Origin of the sequence: Streptomyces sp. NPDC093089, assembly GCF_044754405.1 — a bacterium.
In the GTDB taxonomy this organism is placed as follows: domain Bacteria; phylum Actinomycetota; class Actinomycetes; order Streptomycetales; family Streptomycetaceae; genus Streptomyces.
Genome location: NZ_JBIVPA010000011.1, coordinates 288,805 through 315,481, shown reverse-complemented (window position 1 = coordinate 315,481; position 26,677 = coordinate 288,805). Strand labels below are relative to the sequence as shown.

Below are 26,677 nucleotides of genomic sequence, written 5' to 3'. Positions count from 1 at the left end.
CGGACCGTGGGAGGTCTCCCACGGCCCCGACCGTACGAACCGCGGGTTTCCGGACCGTCACACCCCACGGGCACCCGGCGTTACACGCCCCGCACGACGGCCGGAAGATTACCGTGAGCGACCTGAGGACGGCTAAAGGCGGTGCGGGCCGGTCCGTTCAAGGCGGTGCGGGGCCGCTCCGTCGCGTGGGGTGCCTCAGCCGACGTGCACGCGGGGGCGCAGGTCGCGGTCGGGCTCGGCCTCGCGCAGGATCTCGCGGGTGACCGGGGCGACCTCGCCCTGGCCGAGGAGGAAGAAGCGGAGGAAGTTGGCGAAGGGGTTGCCCTCGGTCCACTCGAAGTAGACGTGGGGGCGGGCGCCCGTCATGTCGCGGGAGTGGAGGAGCAGGGCGGCGAGCGCGTTGGGCACGGAGGAGGATTCCACGGTGAGGACGCGGAAGCGGTCGTGCAGGACCTCGCCGCGCACGGTCAGGCCGGCCTCGAACTCGGACGGGTCGGTGACGGTGACCTCGATGAAGACGAAGTCCTCGGTGGTGGGGAGGTCGTTGTCGGCGCGGATCTGCTCGATCTTGTCGCGGTACTCGGCGACGTCCCGGTTGTCGGGTTCGTTGGCGATGAACCGGGGGGTGCGGCGCGAGATGTCCTGGATGAAGCGTTCGGCCAGCTCGTCGAGCTCGACGTGGGTGACGCGCAGCTCGAAGGCGCGGCCGAGGCGGGAGAGGAGCGAGATGAGGATGATGCCGGCGATGAAGCAGGCGCCGATCTTCACGCCGTCGGGGCGCTCGATGACGTTGACGACGGTGGTGTACAGGAAGACGGCGGAGATGACGCCGAAGCCGATGGTCCAGCCCTTCTGCCCGGCCTTGCGGGCCGCGATCGTCACCGCGATCGCGGCCGAGCAGATCAGGACGAGGACGCCGGTGGCGTACGCGCCGCCCTGCGCGTCGACGTCGGCGTCGAAGATCCACGTCACCAGGAAGGCGACCAGCGTGAAGACGATGACCATGGGGCGCACGGCGCGGGCCCAGTGCGGGGCCATGCCGTACTTCGGCAGGTAGCGCGGCATCAGGTTGAGCAGGCCGGCCATGGCCGAGGCGCCCGCGAACCACAGGATCAGGATGGTCGACACGTCGTAGATCGTGCCGAAGGTGTTCCCGAGGTACTCGTGCGCGAGGTAGGCGAGGGCGCGGCCGTTGGCCTGGCCGCCGGACTCGAACTCCTCGTGCGGGATGAGCACGGTGGTGATGAAGCTGGTGCAGATCAGGAAGACGCTCATGATGAGCGCGGCCGTCGTCAGCAGCTTCTTCGTGTCCCGGATGCGGCCGGTGGGCTTCTCCTCCGTGTCGCCCGGATCGCCCTGCACGTGCGGCATGACGGCGACGCCGGTCTCGAAGCCGGACAGGCCGAGCGCGAGCTTGGGGAAGACGATCAGGGCGACGCCGATCATCGCGAAGACGTTGCCGTGCTCCTGGGTCAGGGCGGCCGTCCAGTCCGTGACCACGTGGCCCTCGGTGATCACGTGCCACAGGCCGGTGACCACGACGACCGCGTTGAGGGCGAGGTACACCCCGACGAGGGCGACGGCGACGCCGATCGCCTCCAGGAAGCCCTTGAGGAAGACCGCGCCGAGCAGCGCGATCAGGATCATGGTGATCAGGACCTGCTTGTCGTGCAGGGCCGATTCGAGGTGCGGGTTCTCCACGAGGTGGGTGGAGGCGTCGGCCGCCGACAGGGTGATGGTGATGAGGAAGTCGGTGGCGGCGAAGCCCAGCAGGGTGAGGACGAACAGCTTGCCCTTCCAGAAGGACAGCAGCCGCGACAGCATCGCGATCGAGCCCTCGCCGTGCGGGGACTCCTCCGCCACCCGCCGGTAGACGGGCAGCGCGCCGGCCAGGGTGACGATCACCAGGACGATCGTCGCGACGGGGGAGAGCAGGCCGGCGGCCAGGGCGGCGATGCCGGGCTGGTAGCCGAGGGTGGAGAAGTAGTCGACGCCGGTCAGGCACATCACCCGCCACCAGCGCTGACCCTTGTGCCCGGCGTCCGGCGCCGACGCCTTGGGCCGGGACGGCTTGCCCTTCCCCATGTCGGAGAGGCCTTCCAGCATCCACGCGCGCAGTCGTCCGGTGCGCGCGTTCGGTGGGGTGGCCATGGTGGTGCTCCTGAGCTGCTGCCGGACGAGGGGTTTCGCCCGTCGTGCGGACGAGCCGAGCCAGCGTAAGCAGCCCGCGGGCGCCCGAAGGCGCCGGGCGCATCAGGAAAGCGTCAAGATGAGCGGATCGGGCTCACCCGATGGCGTGGATTCGCGGCACGGCCGTGCGGACACCGCGCGCGGGGCGTGCGCGAGGCGCACACCGTACGACGCACGGTGACGGCCGGTTCCGCCGACCGCGCACGGCCCCGCGACGGCGCGGCACCGCCGCCGCAGGGCGCGCCTCCGGCGATCTCCGGGTCCCTAGACTCCCCGCACATGTCGCTCTGGCTGCTCAACCACTTCAGCACCTTCACCCTGACCGTCGCCATCGTGGGCGGGACCATCGCCCTGGCCGTCACCGGCAGCATCCTGACCCGCCGCAAGTACCCGTCGCTGGCCGACGGCGAACACAACGACATGGTCGGAGTGACGCTGGGGATGTTCGGCGCGATCTACGGCATCATCCTCGCGTTCGTCATCGTCACCCTCTGGACCCAGCTGGAGAGCACCCAGACCGTCGTCGCCACCGAGGCCACCGACGCCGCGCTCATCGCCCGCGACTCCGCCGCCTTCCCCGCCCCGGTCCGCGAACGGCTGGACGCCGCCCTCAGCGGCTACGTCCACGGCGTGGTGGAGGAGCAGTGGCCCCTGATGCGCGCGGGCACGCCCGACTACGACGCCACCGCCGGCAATCTCCAGGCCGTCTTCGAGGTGCTCCAGTCGTACGAGCCGAAGTCCCCCCGCGAGGAGGTCTTCTACGAGGAGGCCGTCAGCCACCTCAACGACGTCGCCGCCCAGCGCCGCGCCCGCCTCACCATGGCCGAGCAGCAGCTCCCGCCGCTGCTCCAGATCCTGGCGTTCGGCGGCGCCCTCGTCCTGATCCCCCTCACCTTCCTCTACGGCATGCGCCGCAGACGGATCCAGGTCCTCTTCGTCGCCTCGGTGGCCGGCCTCATCGGCTTCAGCCTCCTCCTCGTCCTCGTCCTCGACCGCCCCTTCGCCGGCGACCTCAGCGTGAGCCCCGCCCCGTACCGTCAGGGGGCACTCGCCCAGTACTGGACCGATTCCCCCGAGGCGTCCACGAACCAGCCGTCGGACGCGGCCCCAGCAGAGGAGAACACCCCGTGAAGATCCATCTGACCAGCGTCTTCGTCGACGACCAGACCGAGGCCCTGCGCTTCTACACCGAGGTCCTCGGCTTCCTCGAGAAGCACGACGTCCCCCTCGGCGGCGAGGACCGCTGGCTGACCGTCGTCTCGCCCGAGGAGCCCGGCGGCACCGAACTCCTCCTGGAACCCGCCCGCCACCCCGCTGCCCGCGCCTACCGCGACGCCCTCGTCCAGGACGGCATCCCGCTCGCCCAGTTCGCCGTCGCCGACGTCAAGGCCGAGTACGAGCGCCTCCGCGCCCTCGGCGTCCGCTTCACCCAGGAGCCCACCGACATGGGCCCCGTCACCACCGCCGTCCTCGACGACACCTGCGGCAACCTGATCCAGCTCGCGACCGAGCCGCGGTAGGCACTGGCCGGCCGGGTGCCGACCGGCCGGGTGCCGACGGGCCGGGTGTCGGTCGGACGGGCGTCGGCCGGACGGCGGGATCGCGCGGCGAGGGCAGGCTGGCTGCGGGGCCTGGTGGCGGGGTCAGGCAGCCGGGGCCCGGCGGCGGGGCCCGGCGGCGGGGGGCGGGCGGCGTGGTCAGGCGGACGACGCGGGTCCCGGCGGCAGGTGCACGGTCATGATCAGGTGGCAGGCCGTGGTGCCGGCACCGCGATAGGCCTGCGGTACCGCGACAGGCGTGGGCGGCCACGACGCGTACGCGGCCCTCTGCCGGGCCCTCCATCAACGCGGACACCCTCGGCTGGGGCGCCGCGTCCGGCGTCGCCTCGGCCGCCGCGTTCGCCCTGCTCCACCGCACCCTGGCGATCGGCCGGATGAACGTGCTCTCGCCGATCACCGCCCTGGTGTCCGCCGCCCCCCTCGGCGTGGGCCTGCTCCAGGGCGAGCGCCTGGGCCCGGCAGGGCTGGTCGGCCTGCCGCTCGTGCCGGCCGCCGCGGTACTCATCAGCGCCGGGCACGATGCCGCGTCGGCACGCCCCTCCCGTACGGCGCTGCTGCCGGCCTTCGGCGCGGGCGCCGCGATCGCCCTCCGGCTGGTCTTCCTCCACCAGGCCCTGTCCGACAGCGGTGTCGAACCCCTGATCGTCGGCCGGGAGGTGTCCTTCGCCGTCACCCTCGCCGCCGCGGGACCGATGTACCGCAGGCTCGGATCGGAGCGGCCCGCGTACGCGATGTCCGTCGCCCCCCGGCACCTCGGTCCGAGGCCCCGTAACCCCGCTCCCGCCCGAACGCAGGAAGGGAAACCCCGCCCATGACCGACTTCCGCCTCGACCCCGCCGTCGCGGACGCCTTCCCGGGCACCCTCATCGTCCTGGTCACCGCCACCGGCCTGTGCGGCCGTGAGTCCTGGCCGCTCACCGTCGACGCGGTGGCGGACCTGGAGCGGAGCCTCGCGGACGGGAGTCGGCGGCCCGCCGACGATACCGACCCGCGGATCTGGCCGCGTTCTGAAAGTCGGGATCGCCGTCAGCCGGTGGCTGATCTGGACGGTGGCCTCGTAGCGGACGGCGAGTTCGTCGTATCGCGTCGCGACGCCTCGTGCCTGCTGCAGCAGGCCGATCCGGCATTCGACTCCCGTCGAAGCACTGCCGCCGATCCCGCGGCGGCCGCCCCATCTTCGGAATCGGCGGCAACAGCGCCACCAGCCGCGGCCACTGGTCATCCGTCAGATCTCCACGTGCCATTCCGAGATCGAAACACGGCCTTGATCAACACCTCGAACGCGACCTAGGTGTTCTGTCCCGGGAGGTTGTGGACGGGTGAGCCAGGTCTCGGCTGAGGGATCTTGAAGGGGTGTGACCCGGATACGCCAGAAACCCGCCAGAACTTGATCTTGGCCTGCTGGGTGCCCGACGCTGTCGTGGATCTTGGCGATGGCGGTCGGCCATGCCCTCGACATCTCAGTCTCCAAGATCCCCGGCCTCGTCACCCGCGATCAGCTCTGCGTCTCCTCGCCGCGTCCAAGAGCGGCCGCATCGGGTACGACGAGCAGCTTGCCGGTGGTACGCCGAGCCTCCAGATCGCTGTGGGCCTGGGCGGCCTCGGACAATGCGTAGCGGCCCGTCACGGTGACCTCAAGCGCCTTGGAGCGCACCCACTCGAACACATCGGCGGCCCGTCGGAGCAGTTCGGACCGATCGGCGATGAAGTCCCCGAGGCTGGGCCGGATCAGGGTCAGCGAACCGCCGTGGGCGAGCCGAATCGGATCAAACGGCGGCACGGCACCACTTGCCGCGCCGAAGAGCACGAGATGGCCGCGGGTTCGCAGGCTGGCGAGGCTCGCATCGAAGGTGTGCGCGCCGACGCCGTCGAAGACGACCGGCAGTCCCTGACCGCCGTTGAGCCGCCTCACCTCGGCTGCGAGATCGTCGACCGCGGAGGAAAGGATCACCTCAGCGGCCCCGGCACGCTTCGCCAGCTCGGCCTTCGCCGTGGTCGACGTCGTGCCGATCACCCTGCCGCCGAGATGGGTGATGAGCTGGGTCAGAAGCAGCCCCATGCCACCGGCAGCCGCATGCACGAGCACCGTGTCGCCCCCCTGAACCGGGTAGGCGTCCTTGACGAGATAGTGCGCGGTCATGCCTTGGAGGAGCACGGCGGCGGCTGTCTCGAAGCCGATGTCGTCGGGCAGCGGCACCAGCCGGGAGGAGTCCACGACGGCCCGCTCGGCATACGTGCCGGGAATCTCCACCCAACCGACCCGGTCCCCGACTGCGACGTCGGCGACGCCGGGTCCCACTTCGACGACCGTGCCGGCGCCCTCAGCGCCCGGGGTGAAGGGCAGCGGGAGGCTGTACCGGCCTTCGCGGTGGTAGACGTCGAGGAAGTTGACCCCGGATGCGGCGACCTCCACGACCGCCTCGCCCGGACCCGGCCGCGGCTGGTCCACCTCGGCCTCCTGCAGCACCTCGGGACCGCCCACTTCGTACACCTGAATCGCTCGCATTACCCCTCCAACAACGGCTCATCCCCCACCAACCCCGTTGACGGCGATCCGATTCCCGGCAAGTGGACCAGCCGGGTGGTTCTCTGCCGAACCCACCGGCGCTGATCCGAACGAAACCGCCTGGGCCTGGCACGCCGCGTACCGCTCGGCCGACCCGCCACTGGAACCACCGCGACGCCCACCGCACGCGCGTCACCGAGGACTCGACCCGTGTGACCTTCGTCCTCGAGACCCTGCACGCTCCCCGCGACGACCCTGCACGCTCCCCGCGACGGGCACCTCGTCGAAGCCGCCGCGGGGAGCTGTGCGAACTGCTCGGCCCGCACGCCGAAGGGGCGAGCCTGCACCACCTCACCCGTGAGCGGCCGCACATCGCCGTCTGAGGGCTCGCCGCGACCGGACCGCGCCCCCGCCCTTGACGAGTTGGCCATGTCCCTGACAGCAGTGGCTCTGTACGACTCCCGCGAACGGTGTCCCGCCACGAAGGAGACGATCAGCGCATGACCAGCCCCGAGAGCACGGTCCACGACCACGACTACGACGTCGTCATCGCGGGAGCGAGCCTCGCCGGCAGCGCCGCGGCGATCCTGCTCGCCCGGCGCGGTGCCCGCGTCGCCCTGCTCGAACGCCGCTCGGACCCCGAGGCGTACAAGGTGCTCTGCACCCACTCCCTCCAGGCCGCCGCCTACCCGGTCCTCGACGAACTCGGCCTCGTCCCCGCCCTGGAGAAGGCCGGCGCCATCCGCAACGAGGCGCGCTGGTACACCCGTTGGGGATGGATCGAGCCGAGGGCGGCACCCGGCGGACCCGAGCTGCCGTACGCGTACAACATCCGGCGCAGCACGCTCGACCCGCTGATCAGGTCACGTGCGGCGGCGACCCCCGGAGTCGACCTGCTCCTCGGTCACCGGGTGACCGGACTGATCGGGGAAGGCGGACGGACCGTCGGGGTGCGCGTCTCGACGGCCGACGGCGAGCGCGAGATCCGGGCCCGGCTCGTGGTCGGCGCCGACGGCAAGGACTCTGCCGTGGCCGGACTCGCCGGCGTGCCCGCCAAGCAGCACCGGAACGGGCGCTTCGGCTACCTCGCCCACTTCCGCGACCTCCCGCTCCGCGACGGGATCAGCCACGCCTGGTTCCTCGAACCCGACGCGGCCTACGCGTTCCCCAACGAGGACGGCATCACGGTCGTCGCCGTCCTCCCGGACAAGGAACGACTGCCGGCCTTCCGGAAGGACCTGGAGGGCAGTTTCCTCGACCTCGTCCGCGGCCTCCCCGACGCGCCGCCCGTCGACGCCGCCGAACGCGTCTCGAAGTTCATCGGCACGGTCGACTACCCCCTGCACACCCGCAAGCCCACCGCCCCCGGCCTCGCACTCATCGGCGACGCCGCGCTGACCGGCGACCCCCTCTGGGGAGTCGGCTGCGCATGGGCCCTGCAGTCCGCCCGATGGCTCGCCGAGACCACCGCCCCCGCCGCGACCGGGCACGGCGACCTCGACGCCGCCCTCGCCGCCTACGCGCGCACCCACCGCCGCCGCCTCGGCGGCCACCAGTACCTCTCCGTCGACTACGCCAGGTCCCGCCCCTTCAACCCCGTGGAACGCCTGATGTTCTCCGCCGCCGCCCGCGACGCGTCGATGGCCAGCCACCTGTACTTCTTCGGCTCCCGCCTCATCGGCCCCCTCCGCTTCCTCGACCCCCGCGCCCTCGCCAAGGCCTCGCTCGTCAACATCAGGCACCGCCGCCGCGCCGCGGGCCGAAAAGACGCGGCGCGCCCATTGCCCGGCTGACGCGCAGGTCGCGAGTTCCAGAAGCGCGGGCCTCGTCGATACGTCCTCCGCGACTCAAGCGTGGCCACGACCGCCCTCCGTCGTGGCACACCGGGTTACGGCGCGCCGCATCCCGCCCGTACCGACAGCGGCCAGGGGGCGGCGAGGCTTTCCGACACCTCCACGAGGCCCTCCGACACCTCCACGAGGCTTTCCGTACGCGCCCCGTGAGACCTTCCCCGCGAGGACGTGCGCGGTCAGGCGTGCGGCACGGTGACCGCCGTCACGACGAAGCCGTCCCGGACCGTCCAGCGACCCTCGAAGCCGTCGAGGCGGCGCTCGCCCACCCGCGGCCCCGGCACGAGCAGCCTGGCGCTGAACCCGCCGCGCGGCGGCCCGCCGGGAGCCACGGTGAACTCGATGTCGGCCTCCGAGAAGTCGAGCCACTTGCCCGTCAGGGGCGACCACGCCTTGTAGACGGCCTCCTTCGCGCTGAACAGCAGCCGGTCCCACGGCACCGTGGGGTCGTCCACCTCCAACTGGCCCAGCCGATCGCGCTCGGCGGGCAGCGACACGAGCCGCAGCACGCCGTCGGGCAGCGGCGCCTCGGGCTCGGCGTCGATGCCCAGCGAGGCCAGATCGGCGCTGAGCGCCAGCGCGGCGGCGTAGTAGCCCTCGCAGTGCGTCAGACTCCCGACCAGCCCCGCCTGCCAGTCCGGAGCGCCCCGCCGGCCAGGCAGCACCGGCTGCGGCGGCAGGCCCAGCGTCGCCATCGCCCGGCGGGCGCAGACCCGTACCGCCGCGAACTCCCCGCGCCGCTTCGCGACCGCGCGGCTCACGAGCACCGCCTCCTCGGGGTACAACTCCACGTCCATGCCGGTGTGGTCACGGCTCTCCACGGCGACCACACTCCCCGGAAGCAACTCCTCGATCACGGGCCCCCCTCACCTTCCGCCGGTCGTCGACGACACGCGCACCCGCCCGACCCTAGTCCGGGCTGCTACCGGGACGGCCGCCGGAAGGTGGACCGACGGCCATGGAAGGAAGCCGCGTGACCACTCCAGCTACACCCCCGACGCCCGAGTCCGAGCGGCCGGGGATCGGGGATCGGAGATCGGTGATCGGCGGCTCGACCCAGACCGAGAACCCCGGCCGCGTCGTCTGATCGACATCGACGACATCGACGACACCGAGGAGTCGCTGCGCGCCCCGCCGGGCGTCTCGGCGTCCTGGGACGCGCAGACGGCCGTCCGTAAGGGAGCGGCAGCGGTCCACGTGCCGCGACTGGCGCGGGCCGTGCCCGGGCGAGGACGGCAGCGGGCCTTCGACCCGGCCGGCAGGGCACTGGTCACCGGCGGCACCGGTGCGCTCGGCGGTCTCGTCGCCCGCCACCCGGTGCGCGAACGCCGCGTCGGGAACCTGTTGCTGGTGTCGCGCCGCGGACCGCAGGTGCACGGTGCCGACACGCCGGCGGCCGAACTCGCCGCCCTGGGAACCCGGGTGCGGATCGCCGCCTGCGACGTCGCCGACCGCGAGGCCCCAGCGGGACTCCTCGCGGAGATACCCGCCGAGGCCCCGCTGACCGGCGTGATCCACACGGCGGGCGTGCTGGACGACGGCGTCGTCACGGCCCTCACCCCCGAGCGGCTCGACACGGCCTTCCGGCCGAAGGCCGACACGGCCGTCCACCTCCACGAGCTGACCTCCGACCGGGACCTGGCCGCCTTCGTGCTCTTCTCGTCGGCCGTCGGCACCCCGGCCAGGGCAGTTACGCGGCGGCAACCCCCGGCCAGGGCAGTTACGCGGCGGCGAACGCGTACCTCGACGCCCTCACGGAGCACCGGCACGCCGCCGACCTGCCCGCGACCTCCTTCGCCCGGGGCTGGTGGGGACAGAACTCCGAGATCGTGGAACACCTCGGCGAGACTCGACGTCACGGTCGTGGTCTCCTCGCCGGGCTGCGTCGGCTCCGGGTCGGACCGGCTCCTCCGCGCCCTCGAACGGGCCGTCTCCAAGGGGCGGATGACTCCCGAGGAGCGCCCGAGAAGCGCCCGGGGTCACCGAACGCCTCCGGGTCACGACGGATCCCACCGAACTCGCCGACAGGCAGCTCGTGGTGAAGGCGTGGCCGAGGAAATCAACTCCGAGTGCCGGGTGTTCAAGACGCTCGAAGCGGTCGCGACCGACCCGGACGCCGTCCTGGCCCCCACGACGTCCAGCCTGCTCGTGGCGGACCTAGCCGAGTGACCGGCCGGGCCGAGGCCGTGGTCGGCATGCACTTCTTCAACCCGGTCCCGGTCATGCCGCTCGTGGAGGTGGTCCGATCCGACCGTACCGGCGGCGCGACCGTCGACCGTACCGGCGGCGCGACCGTCGACCGTACCGGCGACACGACCGTCGACCGTACCGGCGACACGACCGTCGGCCGGGCTGACCAGTCTCAACGTACTTTGACGAGTCTCGGCGAACTTTGACTGCCGGATCCAGTGCCCGACGATGTCTGGGGCCTGGAGGTGCCAGAGGCCGACCCGGAGGAAACTCACGGCCTGCTCCGCAGCCACTGCGACACAATCCCAGGATGATCGGCAACCGGATCACCTATCGCACAGCGGACGGCGTCCGCATACCCGGAACCTGGCGCCACGCCTTCATCCGTAACGGCGGCCACTACTTCCTCACCGACCTCTTCATCTACGCCGACGGACTCATCGACTGCTGGGGCCTGGTCACCATCGAGGAGTTCGAGGAGAAGCTGCGCACCGGCTGGGTAGCCACCTCCTTCCCGGAGGGCGGGGAAGCCTCCGCACACGAGCTGGCGGACTGGAAGTTCAGCGAGCCGGAGAGCTGGCTCACGCCCGAGCTGCTGGTCGACGAAGTCCGCGACACCATCGACCAGCTGAACGGGCGGCCCGACTCGACCGGCCGCTGCCTGGCAGCCGTCGATGTCTTCCTCGCCGACCGGACCGAGGAGAACCGGGCTGCGGCCCGGACCGCGTTCCTGGCCGTCCCGGAGACGCAACGCCGCTACGCGCTGGGCGACATGGACAGCAAGGACTGGCCGCTGCGGGTACTGGTGGCAGGGCCCGGCGGCCGGACCTACCTGTCGTTCGACGAAACGGTCACGCAGGAGGACTACGACAGCGCCCTCGCGTACTTCGAGGAGCGGGCCCGCTGGAGGACCGAGCGGTCCACCCGTGTCCCCGCGGACGGACCGGAGACGCCGCAGGCCCCGGCCCTCCAGCTCTACCACTCGTATCCGAACAAGCAGGTGGAGGACCCCGGAAAGCTCGGCCTGCGCCACGACTACCCCGCCCCGATCACGGTCGCAGACAGCGACTACCCCTCCGTCGCCCACGCCTACTGGGCTTTGTCGGTCACCGAGCCCGAGACCCGGCACGCCATCGCGACGGCGGAAACCGCCGCCGCGGCACGCAAGCTCGCGACCGAGGCCCCCCGCCGCGAGGGCTGGGAACACGTCCGGGCCGCCGTCATGACGAGCCTGCTGCGCGCGAAGTACGACCAGCACCCAAAGCTGGCCAAGATCCTCCTGGCGACGGGCGATGCCACCCTGATATACGACGACATGAACTCGACCTTCTGGGGCGACAACGCCGGCCGAGGCCGGAACTGGGCAGGGCGTCTCCTCGAACTCGTCCGCTCCGAACTGCAGGCGCGGCGAGCAGGAATTCTCGGGATGTGACTAGGTCAGGCGCGTGACCTCACCGAGCCGGTCAAACTTCGGTGAGACCGGTCAACGGCCGCGCAACTCGTCTGCAATGGATGAAGGGCTGTGCTCTGCTGGTGATAACGGCGTTATCACCAGCAGGGCACACACTGCTCTCGTGGGACGGAGGCAGGTTCACTGACCCGCCTCAGCGAAGTTTGACCGGCCCTGCAGCTGCGTAGTCGGCTCAGCCGACAGGACGGTCCGGCTGGGGCCAAGGCCCCTCGAAGGCCGGCCCGCAGTTGTCGGGCAGATGGGCCACCACCAACGCGGCCGCCTCCTGCGGCGTAAGCGACTCGCCCAGCATGCCGTCTACGCGCAGCGGCGCGTAGACGATGCACGATTGCGCGTCGCCCACGATGCACGGCAGGTCGTTGCTCCACGGGAACTGCGTGTTCCGGTGAAAGCTGAGAGCCCCGTGGCTCGGGAACGGGTACAGGGCCCGCAGCCGAGGTTCGGCGTAGGCGGCCGCTATGACCGCAGGCTCCCCCCACCGCGCCCCAGGACGACCCTCCAGGATTCCGCGCCAGGTTTTCTCGACAACCGTCTCCTCAGCCATCCCGTGATCATGACGTCCGGACTCGGCCGCGACAACCTGCTCCGCCCCGGTGGTCAAACTTCGATGAGACTTACCGAACTTCGCTGAGACGGGTCATGGGCCGAGTCGTACGCGGTCGACCTCCTCGGCAAGGAGGCCGTCCGGACCCGGGGCCGCTGCGGCTTCGTCGTCAACGCGCTGATGGTGCCCTACCTGATGGCCGCCGTCCGCGTGTACGAGCGGGGCGTGGCGAGCGCCGAGGGCATCGACCGCGGCATGACCCTCGGCTGCGGCCACCCGACGGGGCCGCTGGCGCTGCTCGACATGATCGGCACCGACACCGTCACCGCCGTGGCGCGGAGCATGCGGGACAACTCCGACGACCTCGTCGACGAGGTGCCCCCTTGCTGAGCAGGATGGTCGACGACGGCCGCCTCGGCCGGAAGGCGGGCCGGGGTTTCCTCCGCTACGACGGGACGGCATCGTGACCGCGACACCGTCCGCACCGTCCCCGCACGACCACCGAGGAGCAGCATGACCACGCCCGACGCCCGCAACTCGCCCTGGATCTACCGGTACCGTCCGGCGCCCGACGCCAGGGTCCGGCTCGTCTGCCTGCCGCACGCGGGCGGCTCGGCCCCCTTCTTCGTCCCGGTGGCCAGGGCCCTCAGCCCGGACGTCGACGTGCTCGCCGTGCAGTACCCGGGGCGCCTGGAACGCCGGAACGAGCCCCTGATCGAATCCCTCACCGAACTCGCCGCACGCGTCGTGGACGAGCTGGTCCCGTGGACGGACCGGCCGCTCGCGCTGTTCGGACACAGCCTCGGCTCCCTCCTCGGCTTCGAGGTGGCCCGGCTGCTGACCGAGAAGGGCCACCCGCCCGTCCGGCTCTTCGCGTCGGGCCGCCGCGCACCGGACGTCCACCGCGCCGAATTCGACTACGCGCTGGACGACCAGGGCCTGCTGCGCGCGATGGCGGAGCTCGGCGGCACCGATCCCCGCATCCTCGCGGACGAGGAACTGATGCGCATGGCACTGCCGGTGATCCGCGCGGACTACCGGGCCGTGGAGACCTACCGGTACGCGGCCGGGGCGCCGCTCGGCTGCCCCGTGACCGTGCTGACCGGCGGGGACGACCCGAAGGTCTCGGCGGCGGACGCGGCCGCCTGGCGGGCGCACACCTCCGGCGCGTTCGAGGTGGTCACGCTGCCCGGCGGGCACTTCTACCTCGTCGACCACCACGAGAAGGTGACGGACCTGATCGCGGACCGACTGGCGGCACCGGCCCCCACGCTCCGGTGACCCGCGGCGGCGAGGACCTTCCGTGACCACACCATTGGCGTCGGACCCGTCGGACCCGTCGGACCCGTCGGACCCGTCGGACCCGTTGGACCTGTTGGACCCATCGGACCCGTAGGACCCGTCGGTCCTGTTGGTCCCGTCGGTCCCGAGGCACTGCGACCGGCGACGATGCCACCACCGGTCCTCGCGGCCGGGTGCGCGCGACTGCGCCGACGCCCGGCCTCGGCCGCCCGGGGCGAGGCCGTCCTGCCGCAGGGCGTGCAGCCGCGCCGAGCCGCCGCACGCCCTCACCGAGGACGCGATGCGGCGACAACGGACCCTCTTCCCGAGGGAGGGACCCTCCTCCAGATGAAGCCGGTCCCCGCGCACGCGACGGCACTGCCCGTCGTCAAGGTCGGCTGGACCGTGGGATCGTGCACGCCAACGCCCCCGGGCGACCCGGCCGAGGCGCTGCGCCGGGAGTACGAGGCCTCCGTCACGGTGCTCAACCTGCTGCGGGCCCTCACCACCGCCCCCGCCCCCAGCCCGCACTGGCTCCACGCCCAGAACGAGGAGCACGCCGCCGACCCGGACGGCGGGGCCCCGCACGAGGAGCTGCCGGCCGCGATCGGCCGAAGCCTCGCCTTCCTACGGTCCTACGGCCTCGACCGGAGCGGTGCCGGCGCACCGCCGGAGTTCTTCGTCGGTACGAGAGTCGGCTGCTCGCCTACGAGCGGGCGCTCACCGCGACGGGCCCCACCCGGAAGCGGGCCACGACGTCCCGTACGCCACGACCGGACACCTGCTGCGGCCGGCCGAGCCCCACGAGCCGGGCGGAGACCACGCCCGCCGCCTCTCCTCGGTCCACAACCCCGTCGCCGTCAGGCTCGGCCCCGGCACCTCCTCGGACACGGCGCTCGCCCACGTGGACCGGCTCGATCCGCACCGGGCGCCGGGCCGACTCGCCCTCGTGACCGCGATGGGCGCGGACCGGGTCCGCGACCTGCTGCCCGAGGCCGTCGAGAAGGTCCGGGCGGGAGGCGCCTCCGCCTGCTGAGTGAGCGATCCCGCGCACGCCGACACCACGCGCGACGCGATACGCGACGAGGTGCGGGGCTTCGTCGAGGTCCACCGCGCCCTGGGGACCCACCGGACGGCATCCACGTGGACCCGACCGCCGTGGCCGGTGGCGGCCCGGACCACGGGCCGGCCCTCGACGTGGCCTCCACTTCGCAGAGGCCTGCGCCGGGGTGCAGAGGGGGCATCCAGTCGGTCGGGGCAGGGCCTTCGCGTCCGGCTGTTCGGGGCCGGGGCCCTCGCATCCGGCCGGTCGGGGCAGGGCCTTCGCGTCCGGCCGGTCAGGGCCGGGGGCCGGGCCCTCGGCCGACCCCGGCGGTGGCCCCGATGGGTTCCGTCAGACCTGCGTGGTGATGCCGCCGAGCCGGAGCGCCGCCTCGATCTCGTCGAGCTTGGCCTCGGACAGCTCCCCGGCCCGCTCGATCACGTCCCGCACTGTCAGTGTCGCGAGCCAGGTGCAGGGGGTCGTGCCCGGCTGGGGGAAGGCGACCCGTACCACTCCGTCGAGCGACAGTCCGTCGGCGGCGCCCACGGGCACTTCGAGGCCGAGCCCCGTGATGTCGACGGTGACCGGCTCGACGATCTGCATCCCGACGAACTGGGCGTTCGGCCCCTCCGACAGCAGCACCACGGCCCGCCGCTCGCCGAAATCGGCCCACCAGACCTCACCGCGCCGCACCGGTACCTCCAGACAGGACGAGATCGAGAGGGCCGCTCCGAGGCGGACCGATCATCACCTTATTCCCGGCAGGGTGACCGAGGTCCGCACGAAGCCGCGCCCCACCGTCCAGCGCCCGGAGAAGGTGCCGTGACGCCGGCCGGCCACCTCGGGCCCGGGCACCGGCAGCCGCGCCGAGAAGCCGCTCGCCAGGTCGAACTCCACCTCCACCTCCTCGAATTCGAGCTCGCGCCCGGTCAGCGGGTACCAGGCCTTGAACACCGACTCCTTGGCGCTGAACAGCAGCCGGACACCATGGGCGTCGAAGCAGTAGCAGCCGTCACCGCTGCGGATGAAGGACCCTGATCCCGCCCCGACGCGTCCAGGGCCTTGCGCGGGAACAGATGTGGCTGGGCAGGACCCGCACGTCGGTCATGGGCGGATTGTCGCCCCACACGTCGGCGAGCGGCTTCTCGCGGCTCACGCGGCTGCCCGCGCGCAGCACCAGTCCGGCGAGTACCGCCTGGCGGCGTAGAGGCTCAAGATCCAACGGCTGTCCGCCGCAGTGCGCAGACGGCGACCCGAGCAGGTCGAGCTGCAGCTGCTCGTTCTGACCATCCGTCACGCATACCCCCGCCGAAGTCCGTTGATCGTTGCTTCAGCGGAATTGCAGCGCAATCCGCGAGGCTGCCGTATGCCCTGACCCAGACGGGTTCACGGCCGTTCCCGGCCACGATTGCCGCGCCTCGACGCGCTCGTGTCGGGGCAGTCCGTGCCTCGCGTGGGTCTCGGGTCCATCTTTCTCCGCTCCGGCCGGTCCCGGCCGCGGGCTTGCCCAGACCAGTGCCCGAAACATGAAGGGGGACAGCGTGTCCCAGCGGAACTCCGCCTCCGGTGAAGGCGACGAGCCACATTCCGGGCCCGCCGGTACGACCAGCCCGGTGTACGAATGGTGGCAACGGTTGAGCTCGTGGCAGCGGATCGCCCTGCCGACCGGGATCCTGACTCTGGTGATCGCCGTCATCGCGGCCACCTCGCTGAACTTCAGCAGCCCGTCCGACGGTTCCAGGGCGACGGCGCGTGACCTGCGTCCGTTCCGCGAGGCGGTGGAAGGCCTCGCCGTCGCCCAGGGTGTGCACTACAAAGACACTTCCTCGTTCGGCATCACCGAGAACACCTTCACGGTGACCGCGGCAGGAAGCACCTACGGCACCACCGAGTCCGGCAGACGCGACACCGGCCGGGACGTGCTGCGCATCGGCGGGAAGACGTTCACCCGCTGGCAGACCGACCCCGCTCCCAGCACGGACGTGGCGGCGGGCGAGAAGGCTCCGCCCAGCGAGTGGATCGTCGGGCTGGACGACGGATCCAAACTCATGGACGAGGCGCTGGCCCGCACCGTCGCTCCGTCGAAGCTGGCGGCCGTGCTGGCGAAGGCCCTGGCCGAGCTGGAGAAGTCACCGTCACCGTCACCGGCGAACGAGTCGAAGTCGCCGCAGAGCGTGAACGGCGCGCCCGCACTCGGCATCGACACCTCGGCCGGCCGTCTGCTCGTGACGAAGGAGAAGCCGCACCGTGTGCTGCGGCTCGAGGCCTACGACATTCGCGAAGACCTCGCCGACGTGAGGGACCAGCTGGAGAACGGCGAGACGCCGACAGCTCCCCGCAGGGTAACCATCGGGCCCCTGGCGGACGGTGGCGCCGAGGGGATGGACCTGACTCCGGTTCTCGCCGACGCCGCCGACAAGATGTTCGACACGCTGATCGAGTACGCGGACCAACTCAAGGACGCAACCGACAGGGGCATCACCTTCACCCTCGACGGCGCGGGCGAGATGAACTGCGGCCCCTCGGGCTGCACCGCCACCCAAGCCTTCACCGGCGAGGTCACCTCCATCGCACGGAAGGAACGCGTCACCAAGGGCGAAGTCACCGCCGTGATGAACGCGACCTTCTCCATCGACGGCCAACCCGCCGGCTCATGCACCAGCCCACAGCGCACCTTCCCGGTCCGAGGCACCTCCGTCTCGGGCACCCTGAGCTGCACCGACCCGGGGGCCGGACCGCTCTACTCCTCAGTCGCAGCCCGCGTCGAAGCCCAGGCAGAAGCCGACGCCCAGGCCTGCGGCTGCAAGGTCCGCCTCACCTATCCCCTCCGCGCCAACACCTTCATCGACGCCCGCGCGCTGGCCAAGGTCGAGGCGAGGAAGCTCGCCGACCAGGCGCGGTCGGAACGGAACGCCGCGGACTGCGCCAAGCCGCACAGCTTCCCCACCGGCACCCAGGTGCTCCTGGCCGACGACACCACCCGCGCCATCGAGGACATCCGAATCGGAGACCTGGTCGCCGCCGGCGACCCACAGACAGGGCTCACCTCCACGCGGCCGGTCACCAACACCTTCACGACCGGCGGCGACAAGCACTTCACCCGCCTCACCGTCACGACCGATCTAGGCCCCGCCGACATCACGGCGACGGACAACCACCCCTTCTGGGTGGCGAACGACCGGGAATGGAACAACGCCGCAGACCTCCGGGCCGGGGACGAACTGCACACACCGAAGGGCACCCGGGTTGTCGTGACGAAGGCCCGCGACGAGCAGACGCGGTACCGCACGCACGACCTCACTGTCTCCGGCCTGCATACGTACTATGTGCTGGCGGGCGACATTCCGCTTCTCGTTCACAACAGCAACTGTGGTCCTGAGTTGTCTATCAATGAGGGGCAGTTCGGGAAGAAGTGGGGAAAGCATGCTCAGGATTACGGTCTCAACCCCGGCGATGCCTCTGCCCGACAGTCGTTCCGTGACAGAATCGCTGAGGTCCGCGGGGCGCATGACGAAGTGCGGCAGGGGCCGTGGAATCCGGCGAATGGTGGTGGAAACGATTACTTCTTCTACCGAAAAGGGAAGGACCTGCTGGTGACGAAGGGTGATGGGCAGTTCGTCACCATGTTCCCCATGGATAAACCGAACGGCTGGTTCCAGCAGGCCACTCCCTATTCGTGAGGGTGTAAGAAGTGATCGAGCGAAAAGTAGTGAATCTGCGAGCCGGGCAGCGTGTGCGAGCTGCGTTTGGTGTCAAGTATCTCGCAGATGACGCCCAAAGTGCCACTTCGGTCGAGGCTGTGGAGTTCCTGTTGGGTGCGGGTCCTTCCATTCTTCTGTCGTGCGACACGGACTGGACTCTGAAGGTCTCTGAAGGCCGTTGGCCGCTGTTGCCCGATTGGTGCTGGCCTGTCGAGACATGGGCTTTCGAGGAGATAGAGGGGATCGGGAGTCCCGGTCTCGGCAGAATCGTCTCGGCCTCGGATATCCACAATTCCGTAGGTGAGGTCTGTGGTGTCCATCTGGAGTTCCCTGCGGCATGGGTGACCGTTAGATCAGGTGAAGCGCTGACGTGGGAAATCTCCAGTAAGGAGGGCTGATAGCGCCGGCAATACCGAAGCCCCGCCAGGCATTTCCTGGCGGGGCTTCAGAGCGTCGTCACGGCAGTAGTTGACGGCAACGCAAGTGGATGAGGGCGGCGCAGGGGGGCGGTGGAGTGCCTGAGGTCGTGGAGGCGGATGCGGCGGAGGCCGGCCTTGCGTAGGAGTGTGGTGAAGGTGCGGGTGAGGTCGGTCGGGTCGATCTCTCCACCCTGCGCAGTGGTGAACACGTGTCCGTTGTGCTGCCGCGTGGTGCCTGCGGCCTCGCGCTTGCGCTTGCGCTTGCGCTTGCGCTTGCGCTTGCGCTTGCGCTTGCGCTTGCGCTTGCGCTTGCGCTTGCGCTTCACAGTGCTGCCGTTCGTGAAGAGACGTGTCAAGCCCGCAAGTCTGTTTCACTGCTGTCCTGATCGGGTGGCCGGACGCGGTGCGCGCACGGGCAGCGAGCGCTCCGCCCAACCGGTACCGCGCGTCGCGTCGATCGTGTCGGACCCTCGTTCGGCACGTGACTGATCGTCAACTGTCTTTCCCTCCAGATCACATGAGACCGACCGCTGCACCGGCCTCGTGCGCAGCACCTGGGTAAGGGTGATGCAATGCTGAGGGAAACCCATGGGGCGGAAGATCGGAGGGCCGCGCGGTGGACGCGGACAGGGAGCAGCGGCTGCGGATCGATGTGCTCGGACCCCTTCGGGCCCGGCGGGGGGCCACCCCGCTCGAGCTGGGGCCCGCCAAGAGGCAGGCCGTCCTCGCCGCGCTCCTGCTCCGCGACGGGGCCGTCGTGAGCCATGACCGGCTTCTGTACGCGGTCTGGGGCGTGGAGCCGCCCGCGACCGGGGCGAGCGTGCTCGCCAGTCACATCAACCCCCTGCGCAGAACGCTCGACGCCGCGGGAGTCCGGCACACCCGGTCCGTGATCCGCAGCGGCAAGGGCTGGTACCGGTTCGACGTCGAGGAGGTCCGGCTCGATCTCACGGATGTGACGGAACTGGCTGCGCGGGCGCTGCTCACCAAGGCGGCCGGTGACATGGCCACGGCCGCCGGCCAACTGAGCGAGGCGCTGGCCCTGTTCGCGGGTGAGCCCTTGGCGCATCTCCCCGGGCCGTTCGCGCAGGCCGAACGCGATCGGCTGACGCAGCGATGGCGCACGCTCCGCCGCGATCGGCTGGACTGCCTGGTGACCCTCGGCCGGTTCGGTGACGCGCTGGACGATCTCGCGGTGATGTCGCCGTCCGACCTGTACGACGAGTCGCTGCTGGCCCTGCGCATGCGTGCTCTCTACGGCTGCGGACGTCAGGCGGAGGCGCTGAAGGTCTACGCGGACACGCGCGTACGGCTGCGCGAGGAGCTCGGCGTCGATCCGGGCGACGAACTCCGCCGGGTGCACCAGGCGGTGCTGCGCCGGGACGACGCCGCCCTGGGCCGTCCGTCCCCGGGGTCCGGGTCGGCGCGTTCCACCCCGAGCGCCGGCGGCGCCCCAGAACGTCCCAGTCCGTCGTCGAGTCGTGGCACTCTGCGGATCCCTGCCGAACTACCGCACGACACAGCGGGGTTCGCCGGACGCGAAGAGGAACTGGCTGCTCTGGAGGCACTGCTGCCGCCCCAGGGAGCGGACCCGGCGCGGACGGTCGTCATCTCCGCCATCGGCGGAGCCGCCGGCATCGGCAAGACCGCTCTCGCCGTTCACTGGGCGCACCGGGTACGTGACCGCTTCCCCGAAGGCCAGTTGTATGTGAACCTGCACGGCTTCGACCACGACAGGCCGCCGCTCACCGCAGGCGAAGCACTGACGCTGCTGCTGCGAAGCCTGGGGCTGGACGCTTCGGACATCCCGGTGGACCGGGAGGACCAAGCGCGCGCGTACCGGACCCTCCTCGCCGGCCGACGTCTGCTCATCCTGCTGGACAACGCCGCGTCGGCGGACCAGGTCCGTCCGCTGCTGCCCGGCAGCCCCTCCTGCTACGTCGTCGTCACCAGTCGCAACCGGCTGGGCGATCTCGTCGCCCGCGACGGGTCCCACTCCCTGCCCCTGGACGTCCTTCATCCGGCCGAGTCCCTGGTACTTCTGAGCCGGGCGCTCGGCGCGCCGCGAGTGGCCACGGAGCCCCAGGCCGCCGACGAGCTGATCCGGCTGTGCGGCAGCCTGCCGCTCGCCCTGCGCGTGGCCGCCGCCCGGTTGGCGGGGGATCCGGGGCTGAGGTTGGCCGACCTGGTCGCGGAGTTGAGCGAGGGCAGCCGGTTGGAGGTCCTGGAAGGCCAGGAGAACGATGCCTCACCTTTGCGGACACCGTTTTCCGTGTCGTACCTCGCTCTGGCGCCCGGCGCCCGCCGCCTGTTCCGCCTTCTGGGTCTGTTTCCGGGCCCCGACATCACCGCCGACGTCGCCGCGGCCCTCCTGGACGTACCGCCGACGCAGGCCCGACGCCTGCTCAGCGCCTTGGTCGCCGCGCACCTCGTCGAGCCCGCGGCGGCCGGCCGGTACGGCTTCCACGACCTCCTGCGCGAGTACGCGCGGGAGCGGGCGCTGGCCGAGGAGTCCGCGGCGCAGCGTGACGCGGCGTTGCGCCGGGTCATGCTCCGGTACCTGGGCGCGGCCCGATCCGCAGGAGGGTCCTGGCTCTTCCCGGAGCTGCCCCGCGACCTCGTCCCCCCTTCCCGGCAGAGCCTCCCGTCCGGTCCGGAGGCCGCGTCGTGGCTGGACGCGGAGCGCGCGAATCTCCTGGCCCTCATCCACCACGCCGGGCGCAACGGCCCCCGCCCCGTGGCCTGGCACCTGACCAACGCCCTGTTCGGTCACTTCTGGCTGCATCTGCCTCGGGCGACCTGGCAGGACGCCGCGCAGTCCGCGCTGGACGCGGCCGTGGCCGAAGGCGACCTGTTCGGGCAGGCGGCCATGCACAGCAGCCTCGGACTGCTCACGTCCGACCGGGGGCACGCCCGGGAGTCGATGGGTCACCACCTGCGTGTCCAGGCCATCAGCAGGGAACTCGGATGGCAGGAGGGCGAGGCGGCTTCCCTGGGTGGCATGGCGCTGGCGGAATGGGCCATGGCCCGCCTCCCGTCCGCGTACGACCATGTGACGACCGGCCTCCGGATGATCCGTGACGCCGGGAACCGTCACCTGGAGGCGCTGGGGCTCGTCGTCCTCGGCGTGACCTGCCGCGATCTGGGCTTCCTGCACGAGGCCGCCGCGAACCTCGAAGCGGCCATCGCCCGGAACGGGGACATCGGCTGGAGCGACCACAGCCTGGCCCTGCAGAACCTGGGCCTGGTGTACTGGGAACTCGGCCGTTTTCAGGACGGCCTCGACGCCCTGGGCCCGCGACTTGCCGCCGACGACCTGGACGGCCACCGGAGCGACCGCGCGATGATGCTGGACGCCGTCGCGAGGATCGCCCTCGAGCGCGGCGACCACGAAGCGGCGTCGGAACACGCGAAACGCGCCCTCGCCGTGTGCGGGAGCCGAGGGCGGCCCTGGATCCGGGTCGGCATCCTCACCACGACTGGCGCGTGCCACCGGGAGTCGGGGCACCTCGACCTGGCCGAGCGGGCCGGCCACGAGGCGCTTGCGCTGGCCCGAAGGTCGAGGTACCGGCGCGGCGAGGCCGACTGCTTCCTGGGCCTCGCTCTCACGTACCAGCGGCTGGGCCGGTACGACGATGCCCGCCGTGACGCCGAGCAGGCGCTCGCCCTCGCGCGCCATCACTCGTTCCGGGTGGTGGAGGGCCAAGCCCTGACCGCCCTGTCGGAGACAGCGGAATCGGAGGCCGCCTTCGACACGGCTGCCGCGCACGCCGAACAGGCACTCACGCTCCACCGCCGCACGGGCCACCGACTCGGAGAAGCCCGCACCCTCCTGGTCCTCGCCAGGGCCCTCCGTGACACCGACACCGCCGAGTCGAGAAGGAGGCAGGCGGAAGCCATCTTCTCGGACATCGGTGTGCCGACGAGGAAGTAGGCCGCTCCGCGGGAGAACGAGCCGGGCGGGGAGGACGAGCCGGGCGCACGGTGGCGGTTCGACCCTGCTGAGGCGGCTTCCCGGGCCGAGCTGCGTCGCATCCCTCCGCTCGGCGTCTACAGCCAGTCGCGCTTCTTGAAGATCACGTACAGGCTTGTGCAGACCACCGCCATCAGCAGGATCGCGAAGGGGTAGCCGCCCGCCCAGTGCAGCTCCGGCATCTTGTCGAAGTTCATGCCGTAGATGGTTCCGACGAGTGTGGGTGCGAAGAGGATGGCCGCCCAGGCGGAGATCTTCTTGATTTCCTCGTTCTGCTGGAAACCGGCCTCGGCGAGGGCGCGCATTTCCGCGTTCTGCTGTTGCGTGACGAGGGTGGCGTTGACGGTGAGGATGTCGGCGAGGGCTTGGCGGAAGCCGTCGACGCGTTCGCTGGTGTGGGTGACGTGGTCGGCGACGTCGCGGAGGTAGCGCTGGAGTTCCTCGTCGGTGCCGTATTTGGCGAAGCCGGCCATGAGCGCGTGGAGCATGCCGACGAGGGGGCGGGTGGCGCGCTGGAACTCGACCATTTCACGGGAGAGTTCGTAGATGCGGCGGGAGACGGCGGGGTCGCCGCCGAAGACCTCGGTCTCGATCTCGTCGATGTCGTTCTGGACGCCGGCCACGACGGGGGCGTAACCGTCGACGACCGTGTCGAGGACGGCGTAGAGGACGGCCTCGGGACCCAGCGCCAGGAGGTCCGGCTCCTGCTCCATGCGGAGGCGTACGGCCGAGAGGTCCGGGGCGTCGCCGTGGCGGACGGTGATGAGGAAGTCGGGGCCCACGAAGACGTGGAGTTCGCCGAAGTCGACCTCCTCGGGGGTGTCGAGGTAGCGGGCGGCCCGCAGGACGACGAAGAGCGTGTCGCCGTACCGCTCCAGCTTGGGGCGCTGGTGGGCCTCCAGGGCGTCCTCGACGGCCAGTTCGTGCAGGTCGAACTCGGCGGCCAGGGAGTGGAGTTCCTCCTCGGTCGGGCGCTGGAGGCCGATCCAGGCCATGCCGTCGGGGTACTCGCGCAGCTGGTGGAAGGTCTCCGCCAGGGTGGCGGGGGAGGAGACCCGGCGGCCGTCGCGGTAGAGCGTCGACTGCACGACGCTCGGCTCCACCGGGGGTGGTTGTGCCGACGCGTCCGCGGCCGGCGGTTCGGGGCGGCGGCGCCAGGCCGCGCGGGGGCGGTGTTCGGACATCGTCGCCACCTCCTCCTCGGTCTGCGGGACGGGAGCCCGGGGGACCGGAGCTCTAAGGGACGGGAGTCCGGGGAGACCGGAGCTCTGTGGGGCGGGAGCGCGGCCCTGGGGGCCGAGAGCAGGATATATGGGGTGAATCGCTCCCGTACGGATCTCGGCCGAGTTCGAATCAGGACAGTTTCTGTCCGCAAGCCTCGGTAGTGTGCCGGTCATGGCCTCCAAGACCTCGCAGCCCGTGCTCGGCACCCGCGCCCTGAACCGCGCCACTCTCGACCGGCAGCTGCTCCTGCGTCCCGCAGCGCTCGGCGCGGAGGAGGCCGTGGCGCACCTCGTCGGCCTCCAGGCCCAGAACACCAAGCCTCCGTACTATGCGCTCGCCGCGCGCCTGGACGGGTTCCGGCCCGAGGACCTGTCGGCCCTGATGGAGTCGCGCCGGGTCGCCCGCATCGTCTCGCTCCGGTCGACCGTCCACACCCACACCGCCCGCGACGCGGTCGGCCTGCGCAGGCTCGTGCAGGACGGGGCCATCGACCGGGAGTTGAAGATGTTCCGCAAGGGGCTCGACGGGGTCGACCTCGACCGGCTCGCCGTGCTGGCGACCGAGTACGTGGAGGAGGGGCCCCGCACCCCCAAGGACCTGCGGGAGCGGCTGCTCGTGGAGTGGCCGGACGCCGACCCGCAGGCGCTGACCATCGCCGCCCGCTGCCTGCTCCTGATGGTGCAGGCCACCCCGCGCGGCCTGTGGCGCCGGAGCGGGCAGGTCGCGCTCACCACCACCCGCGTCTGGTTCGGCGACCCCGACGGGGAGGCCGCCGAGATCGACGAGACCGTACGGCGCTACCTCGGCGCCTTCGGCCCCGCCTCCGTCCAGGACATGCAGACCTGGTGCGGCCTCACCCGCCTCCGCCCCGCCTTCGAGCGGCTGCGGCCCGAGCTCCTCGTCTTCCGGGACGAGCGCGGCACCGAGCTGTTCGACCTTCCCGACGCGCCCCGTCCCGACGAGGACACCCCCGCGCCGCCCCGCCTCCTCCCCGAGTTCGACAACCTGCTCCTCTCGCACGCCGACCGCACCCGCGTCGTCCCCGCCGAGCACCACGGCCGCACCTGGACCGGGAACCAGGCGCACCGCACGTTCCTCGTCGACGGCCTCCTCGCCGGCATCTGGCGCCTCGACGAGGCGAAGGACCGCACGACCCTCACCGTCGAGCCCTTCGCGTCCCTCACGCGCGCGACGCGCACCGCCCTCACCGCCGAGGCCGAACGGACCCTTCAGCTCCTCTCTCCGCCCGGCATCCCGTACGACATCGTCCACGTCGGCCCGTGACGCCGGGCATGAGGCAGGGCCTGACGCCGGGCCTGACGCCGGGCCTGACGCCGGGCATGACGCCGGGCATGAGGCAGGGCATGACGCCGGGCATGACGACGGAGGAGGTCGAGGCGGTCCTGACCGCGGCGGGCTGGTCGCGCGGCCGGGACGTCGGCGCGCGGCTGCCCGGCCTCCTGGGCTTCGTGACCGACCGCTTCGCCGAGGAGGGCCACCCGGTCGAACCGTTCCGGGCCGCCCGGGACTTCGTCCGGGAGTTCGGCGGACTGCGCCTGGTGATTCCGGGCACGCCGCCGGACGCCGTCGGCTTCACACCGCACTGGATCTACGAGGAGAGCGCCGAGGACGTCGCCGAACTCGCCCGGAACGTGGGGGAGCGGCTCTTCCCCGTCGGCTACGAGACGTTCGACGGGGCGATGGTCCTCATCGACGAGACCGGACGCTTCTTCCTCCTGCACCACACCGGTCCCGCGTTCCTCGGCGCGACCGCGTACGAGGCCATCGGCTGTCTGCTGCGCGGCCCCCAGCGGGACGCGCGGGACCTCTTCGTCTGACCGCCGCCCGGGGGCCCGGCCCCCCACCCGTCAGGGCAGCGCGCCCGCCCGGCGGGCCGCCACCACCGCCTCCGTCCGGGTGTGGGCGCCCAGCTTGCGCATGGCCGAGCGGAGGTACCCCTTGACCGTCTCGGGGCGCAGGCCGAGCCGTCGGGCGGCCGTCGCGTTCGTGGCGCCGGAGGCGACGGCGGCGAGGACGTCCGTCTCGCGGGGGGTGAGGGCGACGCCGGGGACGGGCGCCGGGGTGCCGGAGGCGGACCGGAGGCGACCGCAGACGGCGAGCAGGCGGTCCCGCAGCTCGGGGTCGGTCACCCGGGGTGCCAGTTCGCGCAGCTCGCCGTAGGCCTGCCGGACCTCCTCCCAGGACGGGCCGGGAGACGGCGGCGCGAGGAGCCGGTGCACCTCGTCGCGGACGGCGAGGGCCTGCTCCACGTCGCGGGCTGCGGCGACCGCCGCGTCGAAGACGCGCTCGCCGATCGGAAGGGCGTCGCGCAGCGCCCCGTACAGCACGCCGCGCACCTTGCGGCGCACGACGACGGGCACCGCGATCACCGAGCGGATGCCCTCCGCCGAGACGGGGCCGTCGTACTCGTGCGTGATGTGCTGCGCCGAGGGGTAGTCCGTGACGGCGCAGGGGCGGGCGAGGGCCAGGCACTTCCCGCCGAGACCGGACCCGGCGGAGATGGCGAGCCCGTGCAGCGCCGGGGTCACCGCCCCGTTCAGCTCGCCGATCCGCAGGCCCCGGGACTCGTGGAGCAGCCCGCCGAAGACCACCTGGAGGCCGGTGGTGCGGCGCAGGCGCAGCAGCGCGCCGCGCAGCTCCACCGATTCGACGTGCTCGCGCACCGTGCCCACTCCTTCGTCGTCGGTCTGGTTCACCCCCGAACGG

General features: G+C 71.5%; 22 protein-coding genes and 4 pseudogenes. 16 read left to right on the top strand and 10 right to left on the bottom strand.

Going from position 1 to position 26,677, the window contains the following annotated elements:
- Positions 1-195 precede the first annotated feature (195 nt).
- The gene (locus tag ACIQFX_RS26655; RefSeq protein WP_402468142.1) at positions 196-2,151 is read right to left on the bottom strand and encodes an amino acid transporter; all 1,956 of its coding nucleotides are present in this window, start codon (positions 2,149-2,151) and stop codon (positions 196-198) included.
- A gap of 318 nt (positions 2,152-2,469) precedes the next feature.
- Here ACIQFX_RS26655 and ACIQFX_RS26650 point away from each other — a divergent pair, with 318 nt between their 5' ends.
- The 4 genes and pseudogenes from ACIQFX_RS26650 (at position 2,470) to ACIQFX_RS26635 (ending at position 5,040) form a co-directional block, all read left to right on the top strand.
- Entirely contained in the window at positions 2,470-3,321 is an 852-nt protein-coding gene (locus ACIQFX_RS26650) for a hypothetical protein (protein WP_402468140.1), read from the top strand.
- Positions 3,318-3,710, top strand: a complete 393-nt coding sequence (locus tag ACIQFX_RS26645; RefSeq protein WP_402468137.1) for a VOC family protein — start codon at positions 3,318-3,320, stop codon at positions 3,708-3,710. The genes ACIQFX_RS26650 and ACIQFX_RS26645 overlap by 4 nt, the downstream gene beginning before the upstream one ends.
- 332 nt (positions 3,711-4,042) lie before the next feature.
- Positions 4,043-4,492 (top strand): annotated as a pseudogene (locus tag ACIQFX_RS26640) (EamA family transporter); the annotation flags it as partial.
- A gap of 68 nt (positions 4,493-4,560) precedes the next feature.
- The gene (locus tag ACIQFX_RS26635) at positions 4,561-5,040 is read left to right on the top strand and encodes a hypothetical protein (protein ID WP_402468134.1); all 480 of its coding nucleotides are present in this window, start codon (positions 4,561-4,563) and stop codon (positions 5,038-5,040) included.
- Between the two features lie 204 nt (positions 5,041-5,244).
- Here the strand turns inward: ACIQFX_RS26635 and ACIQFX_RS26630 are convergent, their stop codons facing one another.
- Entirely contained in the window at positions 5,245-6,255 is a 1,011-nt protein-coding gene (locus ACIQFX_RS26630) for a quinone oxidoreductase family protein (protein WP_402468132.1), read from the bottom strand.
- Between the two features lie 212 nt (positions 6,256-6,467).
- Between ACIQFX_RS26630 and ACIQFX_RS26625 the strand changes: the two genes are divergently transcribed.
- Together ACIQFX_RS26625 and ACIQFX_RS26620 are read left to right on the top strand one after the other, a co-directional pair.
- Positions 6,468-6,638 carry a hypothetical protein gene (locus ACIQFX_RS26625; RefSeq protein WP_402468129.1) on the top strand — a complete coding sequence of 57 codons (171 nt, stop codon included), beginning with the start codon at positions 6,468-6,470 and terminating at the stop codon, positions 6,636-6,638.
- 117 nt (positions 6,639-6,755) lie between these two features.
- Positions 6,756-8,048 carry an NAD(P)/FAD-dependent oxidoreductase gene (locus ACIQFX_RS26620; RefSeq protein WP_402468126.1) on the top strand — a complete coding sequence of 431 codons (1,293 nt, stop codon included), beginning with the start codon at positions 6,756-6,758 and terminating at the stop codon, positions 8,046-8,048.
- 236 nt (positions 8,049-8,284) lie between these two features.
- Here ACIQFX_RS26620 and ACIQFX_RS26615 read toward each other — a convergent pair whose 3' ends face one another.
- Entirely contained in the window at positions 8,285-8,962 is a 678-nt protein-coding gene (locus ACIQFX_RS26615) for a 4'-phosphopantetheinyl transferase (protein WP_402468123.1), read from the bottom strand.
- Positions 8,963-9,302: 340 nt separating this feature from the next.
- On the opposite strand from ACIQFX_RS26615, the pseudogene ACIQFX_RS26610 reads away from it, so the two are divergent.
- The 3 genes and pseudogenes from ACIQFX_RS26610 to ACIQFX_RS26600 all read left to right on the top strand — a co-directional run.
- Positions 9,303-9,722 (top strand): annotated as a pseudogene (locus ACIQFX_RS26610) (KR domain-containing protein); the annotation flags it as partial.
- A 246-nt stretch (positions 9,723-9,968) separates the two neighbouring features.
- Positions 9,969-10,501, top strand: a pseudogene (locus ACIQFX_RS26605) (3-hydroxyacyl-CoA dehydrogenase NAD-binding domain-containing protein).
- Positions 10,502-10,605: 104 nt separating this feature from the next.
- On the top strand, positions 10,606-11,727 hold the full coding sequence (locus tag ACIQFX_RS26600; protein ID WP_402468121.1) for an NADAR family protein: 1,122 nt from the start codon (positions 10,606-10,608) through the stop codon (positions 11,725-11,727).
- Between the two features lie 211 nt (positions 11,728-11,938).
- Here ACIQFX_RS26600 and ACIQFX_RS26595 read toward each other — a convergent pair whose 3' ends face one another.
- Positions 11,939-12,310, bottom strand: a complete 372-nt coding sequence (locus tag ACIQFX_RS26595; RefSeq protein WP_402468118.1) for a DUF6193 family natural product biosynthesis protein — start codon at positions 12,308-12,310, stop codon at positions 11,939-11,941.
- A 180-nt stretch (positions 12,311-12,490) separates the two neighbouring features.
- Here ACIQFX_RS26595 and ACIQFX_RS26590 point away from each other — a divergent pair, with 180 nt between their 5' ends.
- The 3 genes from ACIQFX_RS26590 to ACIQFX_RS26580 all read left to right on the top strand — a co-directional run bounded on the left by ACIQFX_RS26590 (position 12,491) and on the right by ACIQFX_RS26580 (position 14,627).
- Positions 12,491-12,700, top strand: a complete 210-nt coding sequence (locus tag ACIQFX_RS26590) for a 3-hydroxyacyl-CoA dehydrogenase family protein (RefSeq protein ID WP_402468115.1) — start codon at positions 12,491-12,493, stop codon at positions 12,698-12,700.
- Positions 12,701-12,823: 123 nt separating this feature from the next.
- On the top strand, positions 12,824-13,591 hold the full coding sequence (locus tag ACIQFX_RS26585) for a thioesterase II family protein (protein ID WP_402468112.1): 768 nt from the start codon (positions 12,824-12,826) through the stop codon (positions 13,589-13,591).
- Between the two features lie 655 nt (positions 13,592-14,246).
- Positions 14,247-14,627 carry a 3-deoxy-7-phosphoheptulonate synthase gene (locus ACIQFX_RS26580; RefSeq protein WP_402468109.1) on the top strand — a complete coding sequence of 127 codons (381 nt, stop codon included), beginning with the start codon at positions 14,247-14,249 and terminating at the stop codon, positions 14,625-14,627.
- A gap of 357 nt (positions 14,628-14,984) precedes the next feature.
- Here the strand turns inward: ACIQFX_RS26580 and ACIQFX_RS26575 are convergent, their stop codons facing one another.
- The 3 genes and pseudogenes from ACIQFX_RS26575 to ACIQFX_RS26565 all read right to left on the bottom strand — a co-directional run bounded on the left by ACIQFX_RS26575 (position 14,985) and on the right by ACIQFX_RS26565 (position 15,930).
- On the bottom strand, positions 14,985-15,326 hold the full coding sequence (locus ACIQFX_RS26575) for a type II toxin-antitoxin system PemK/MazF family toxin (protein WP_402468106.1): 342 nt from the start codon (positions 15,324-15,326) through the stop codon (positions 14,985-14,987).
- Between the two features lie 54 nt (positions 15,327-15,380).
- A pseudogene (locus ACIQFX_RS26570) lies at positions 15,381-15,629 on the bottom strand (4'-phosphopantetheinyl transferase superfamily protein); the annotation flags it as partial.
- A 16-nt stretch (positions 15,630-15,645) separates the two neighbouring features.
- Positions 15,646-15,930, bottom strand: coding sequence for a hypothetical protein (locus tag ACIQFX_RS26565; protein ID WP_402468104.1), 285 nt, complete (start codon positions 15,928-15,930; stop codon positions 15,646-15,648).
- Between the two features lie 244 nt (positions 15,931-16,174).
- On the opposite strand from ACIQFX_RS26565, the gene ACIQFX_RS26560 reads away from it, so the two are divergent.
- Complete coding sequence (locus ACIQFX_RS26560; protein WP_402468102.1) at positions 16,175-18,313, top strand: Hint domain-containing protein; 2,139 nt, start codon at positions 16,175-16,177, stop codon at positions 18,311-18,313.
- A 466-nt stretch (positions 18,314-18,779) separates the two neighbouring features.
- On the opposite strand, the gene ACIQFX_RS26555 is transcribed toward ACIQFX_RS26560, so the two are convergent.
- Positions 18,780-19,109 carry a hypothetical protein gene (locus tag ACIQFX_RS26555; protein WP_402468100.1) on the bottom strand — a complete coding sequence of 110 codons (330 nt, stop codon included), beginning with the start codon at positions 19,107-19,109 and terminating at the stop codon, positions 18,780-18,782.
- A 260-nt stretch (positions 19,110-19,369) separates the two neighbouring features.
- Between ACIQFX_RS26555 and ACIQFX_RS26550 the strand changes: the two genes are divergently transcribed.
- A complete protein-coding gene (locus ACIQFX_RS26550; RefSeq protein ID WP_402468097.1) occupies positions 19,370-22,687 on the top strand; it encodes an AfsR/SARP family transcriptional regulator in 3,318 nt (1,105 codons plus the stop codon).
- A 116-nt stretch (positions 22,688-22,803) separates the two neighbouring features.
- Here ACIQFX_RS26550 and ACIQFX_RS26545 read toward each other — a convergent pair whose 3' ends face one another.
- Positions 22,804-23,910, bottom strand: coding sequence for a magnesium and cobalt transport protein CorA (locus tag ACIQFX_RS26545; protein ID WP_402468095.1), 1,107 nt, complete (start codon positions 23,908-23,910; stop codon positions 22,804-22,806).
- A gap of 211 nt (positions 23,911-24,121) precedes the next feature.
- Here ACIQFX_RS26545 and ACIQFX_RS26540 point away from each other — a divergent pair, with 211 nt between their 5' ends.
- Positions 24,122-25,234 (top strand): winged helix DNA-binding domain-containing protein, encoded by a 1,113-nt coding sequence (locus ACIQFX_RS26540; RefSeq protein ID WP_402468093.1) that lies wholly within the window; start codon positions 24,122-24,124, stop codon positions 25,232-25,234.
- 92 nt (positions 25,235-25,326) lie between these two features.
- On the top strand, positions 25,327-25,788 hold the full coding sequence (locus ACIQFX_RS26535) for an SUKH-3 domain-containing protein (protein ID WP_402468090.1): 462 nt from the start codon (positions 25,327-25,329) through the stop codon (positions 25,786-25,788).
- Between the two features lie 30 nt (positions 25,789-25,818).
- Here the strand turns inward: ACIQFX_RS26535 and ACIQFX_RS26530 are convergent, their stop codons facing one another.
- Positions 25,819-26,643 (bottom strand): response regulator transcription factor, encoded by an 825-nt coding sequence (locus ACIQFX_RS26530; RefSeq protein WP_402468226.1) that lies wholly within the window; start codon positions 26,641-26,643, stop codon positions 25,819-25,821.
- Between the last annotated feature and the right edge of the window lie 34 nt (positions 26,644-26,677).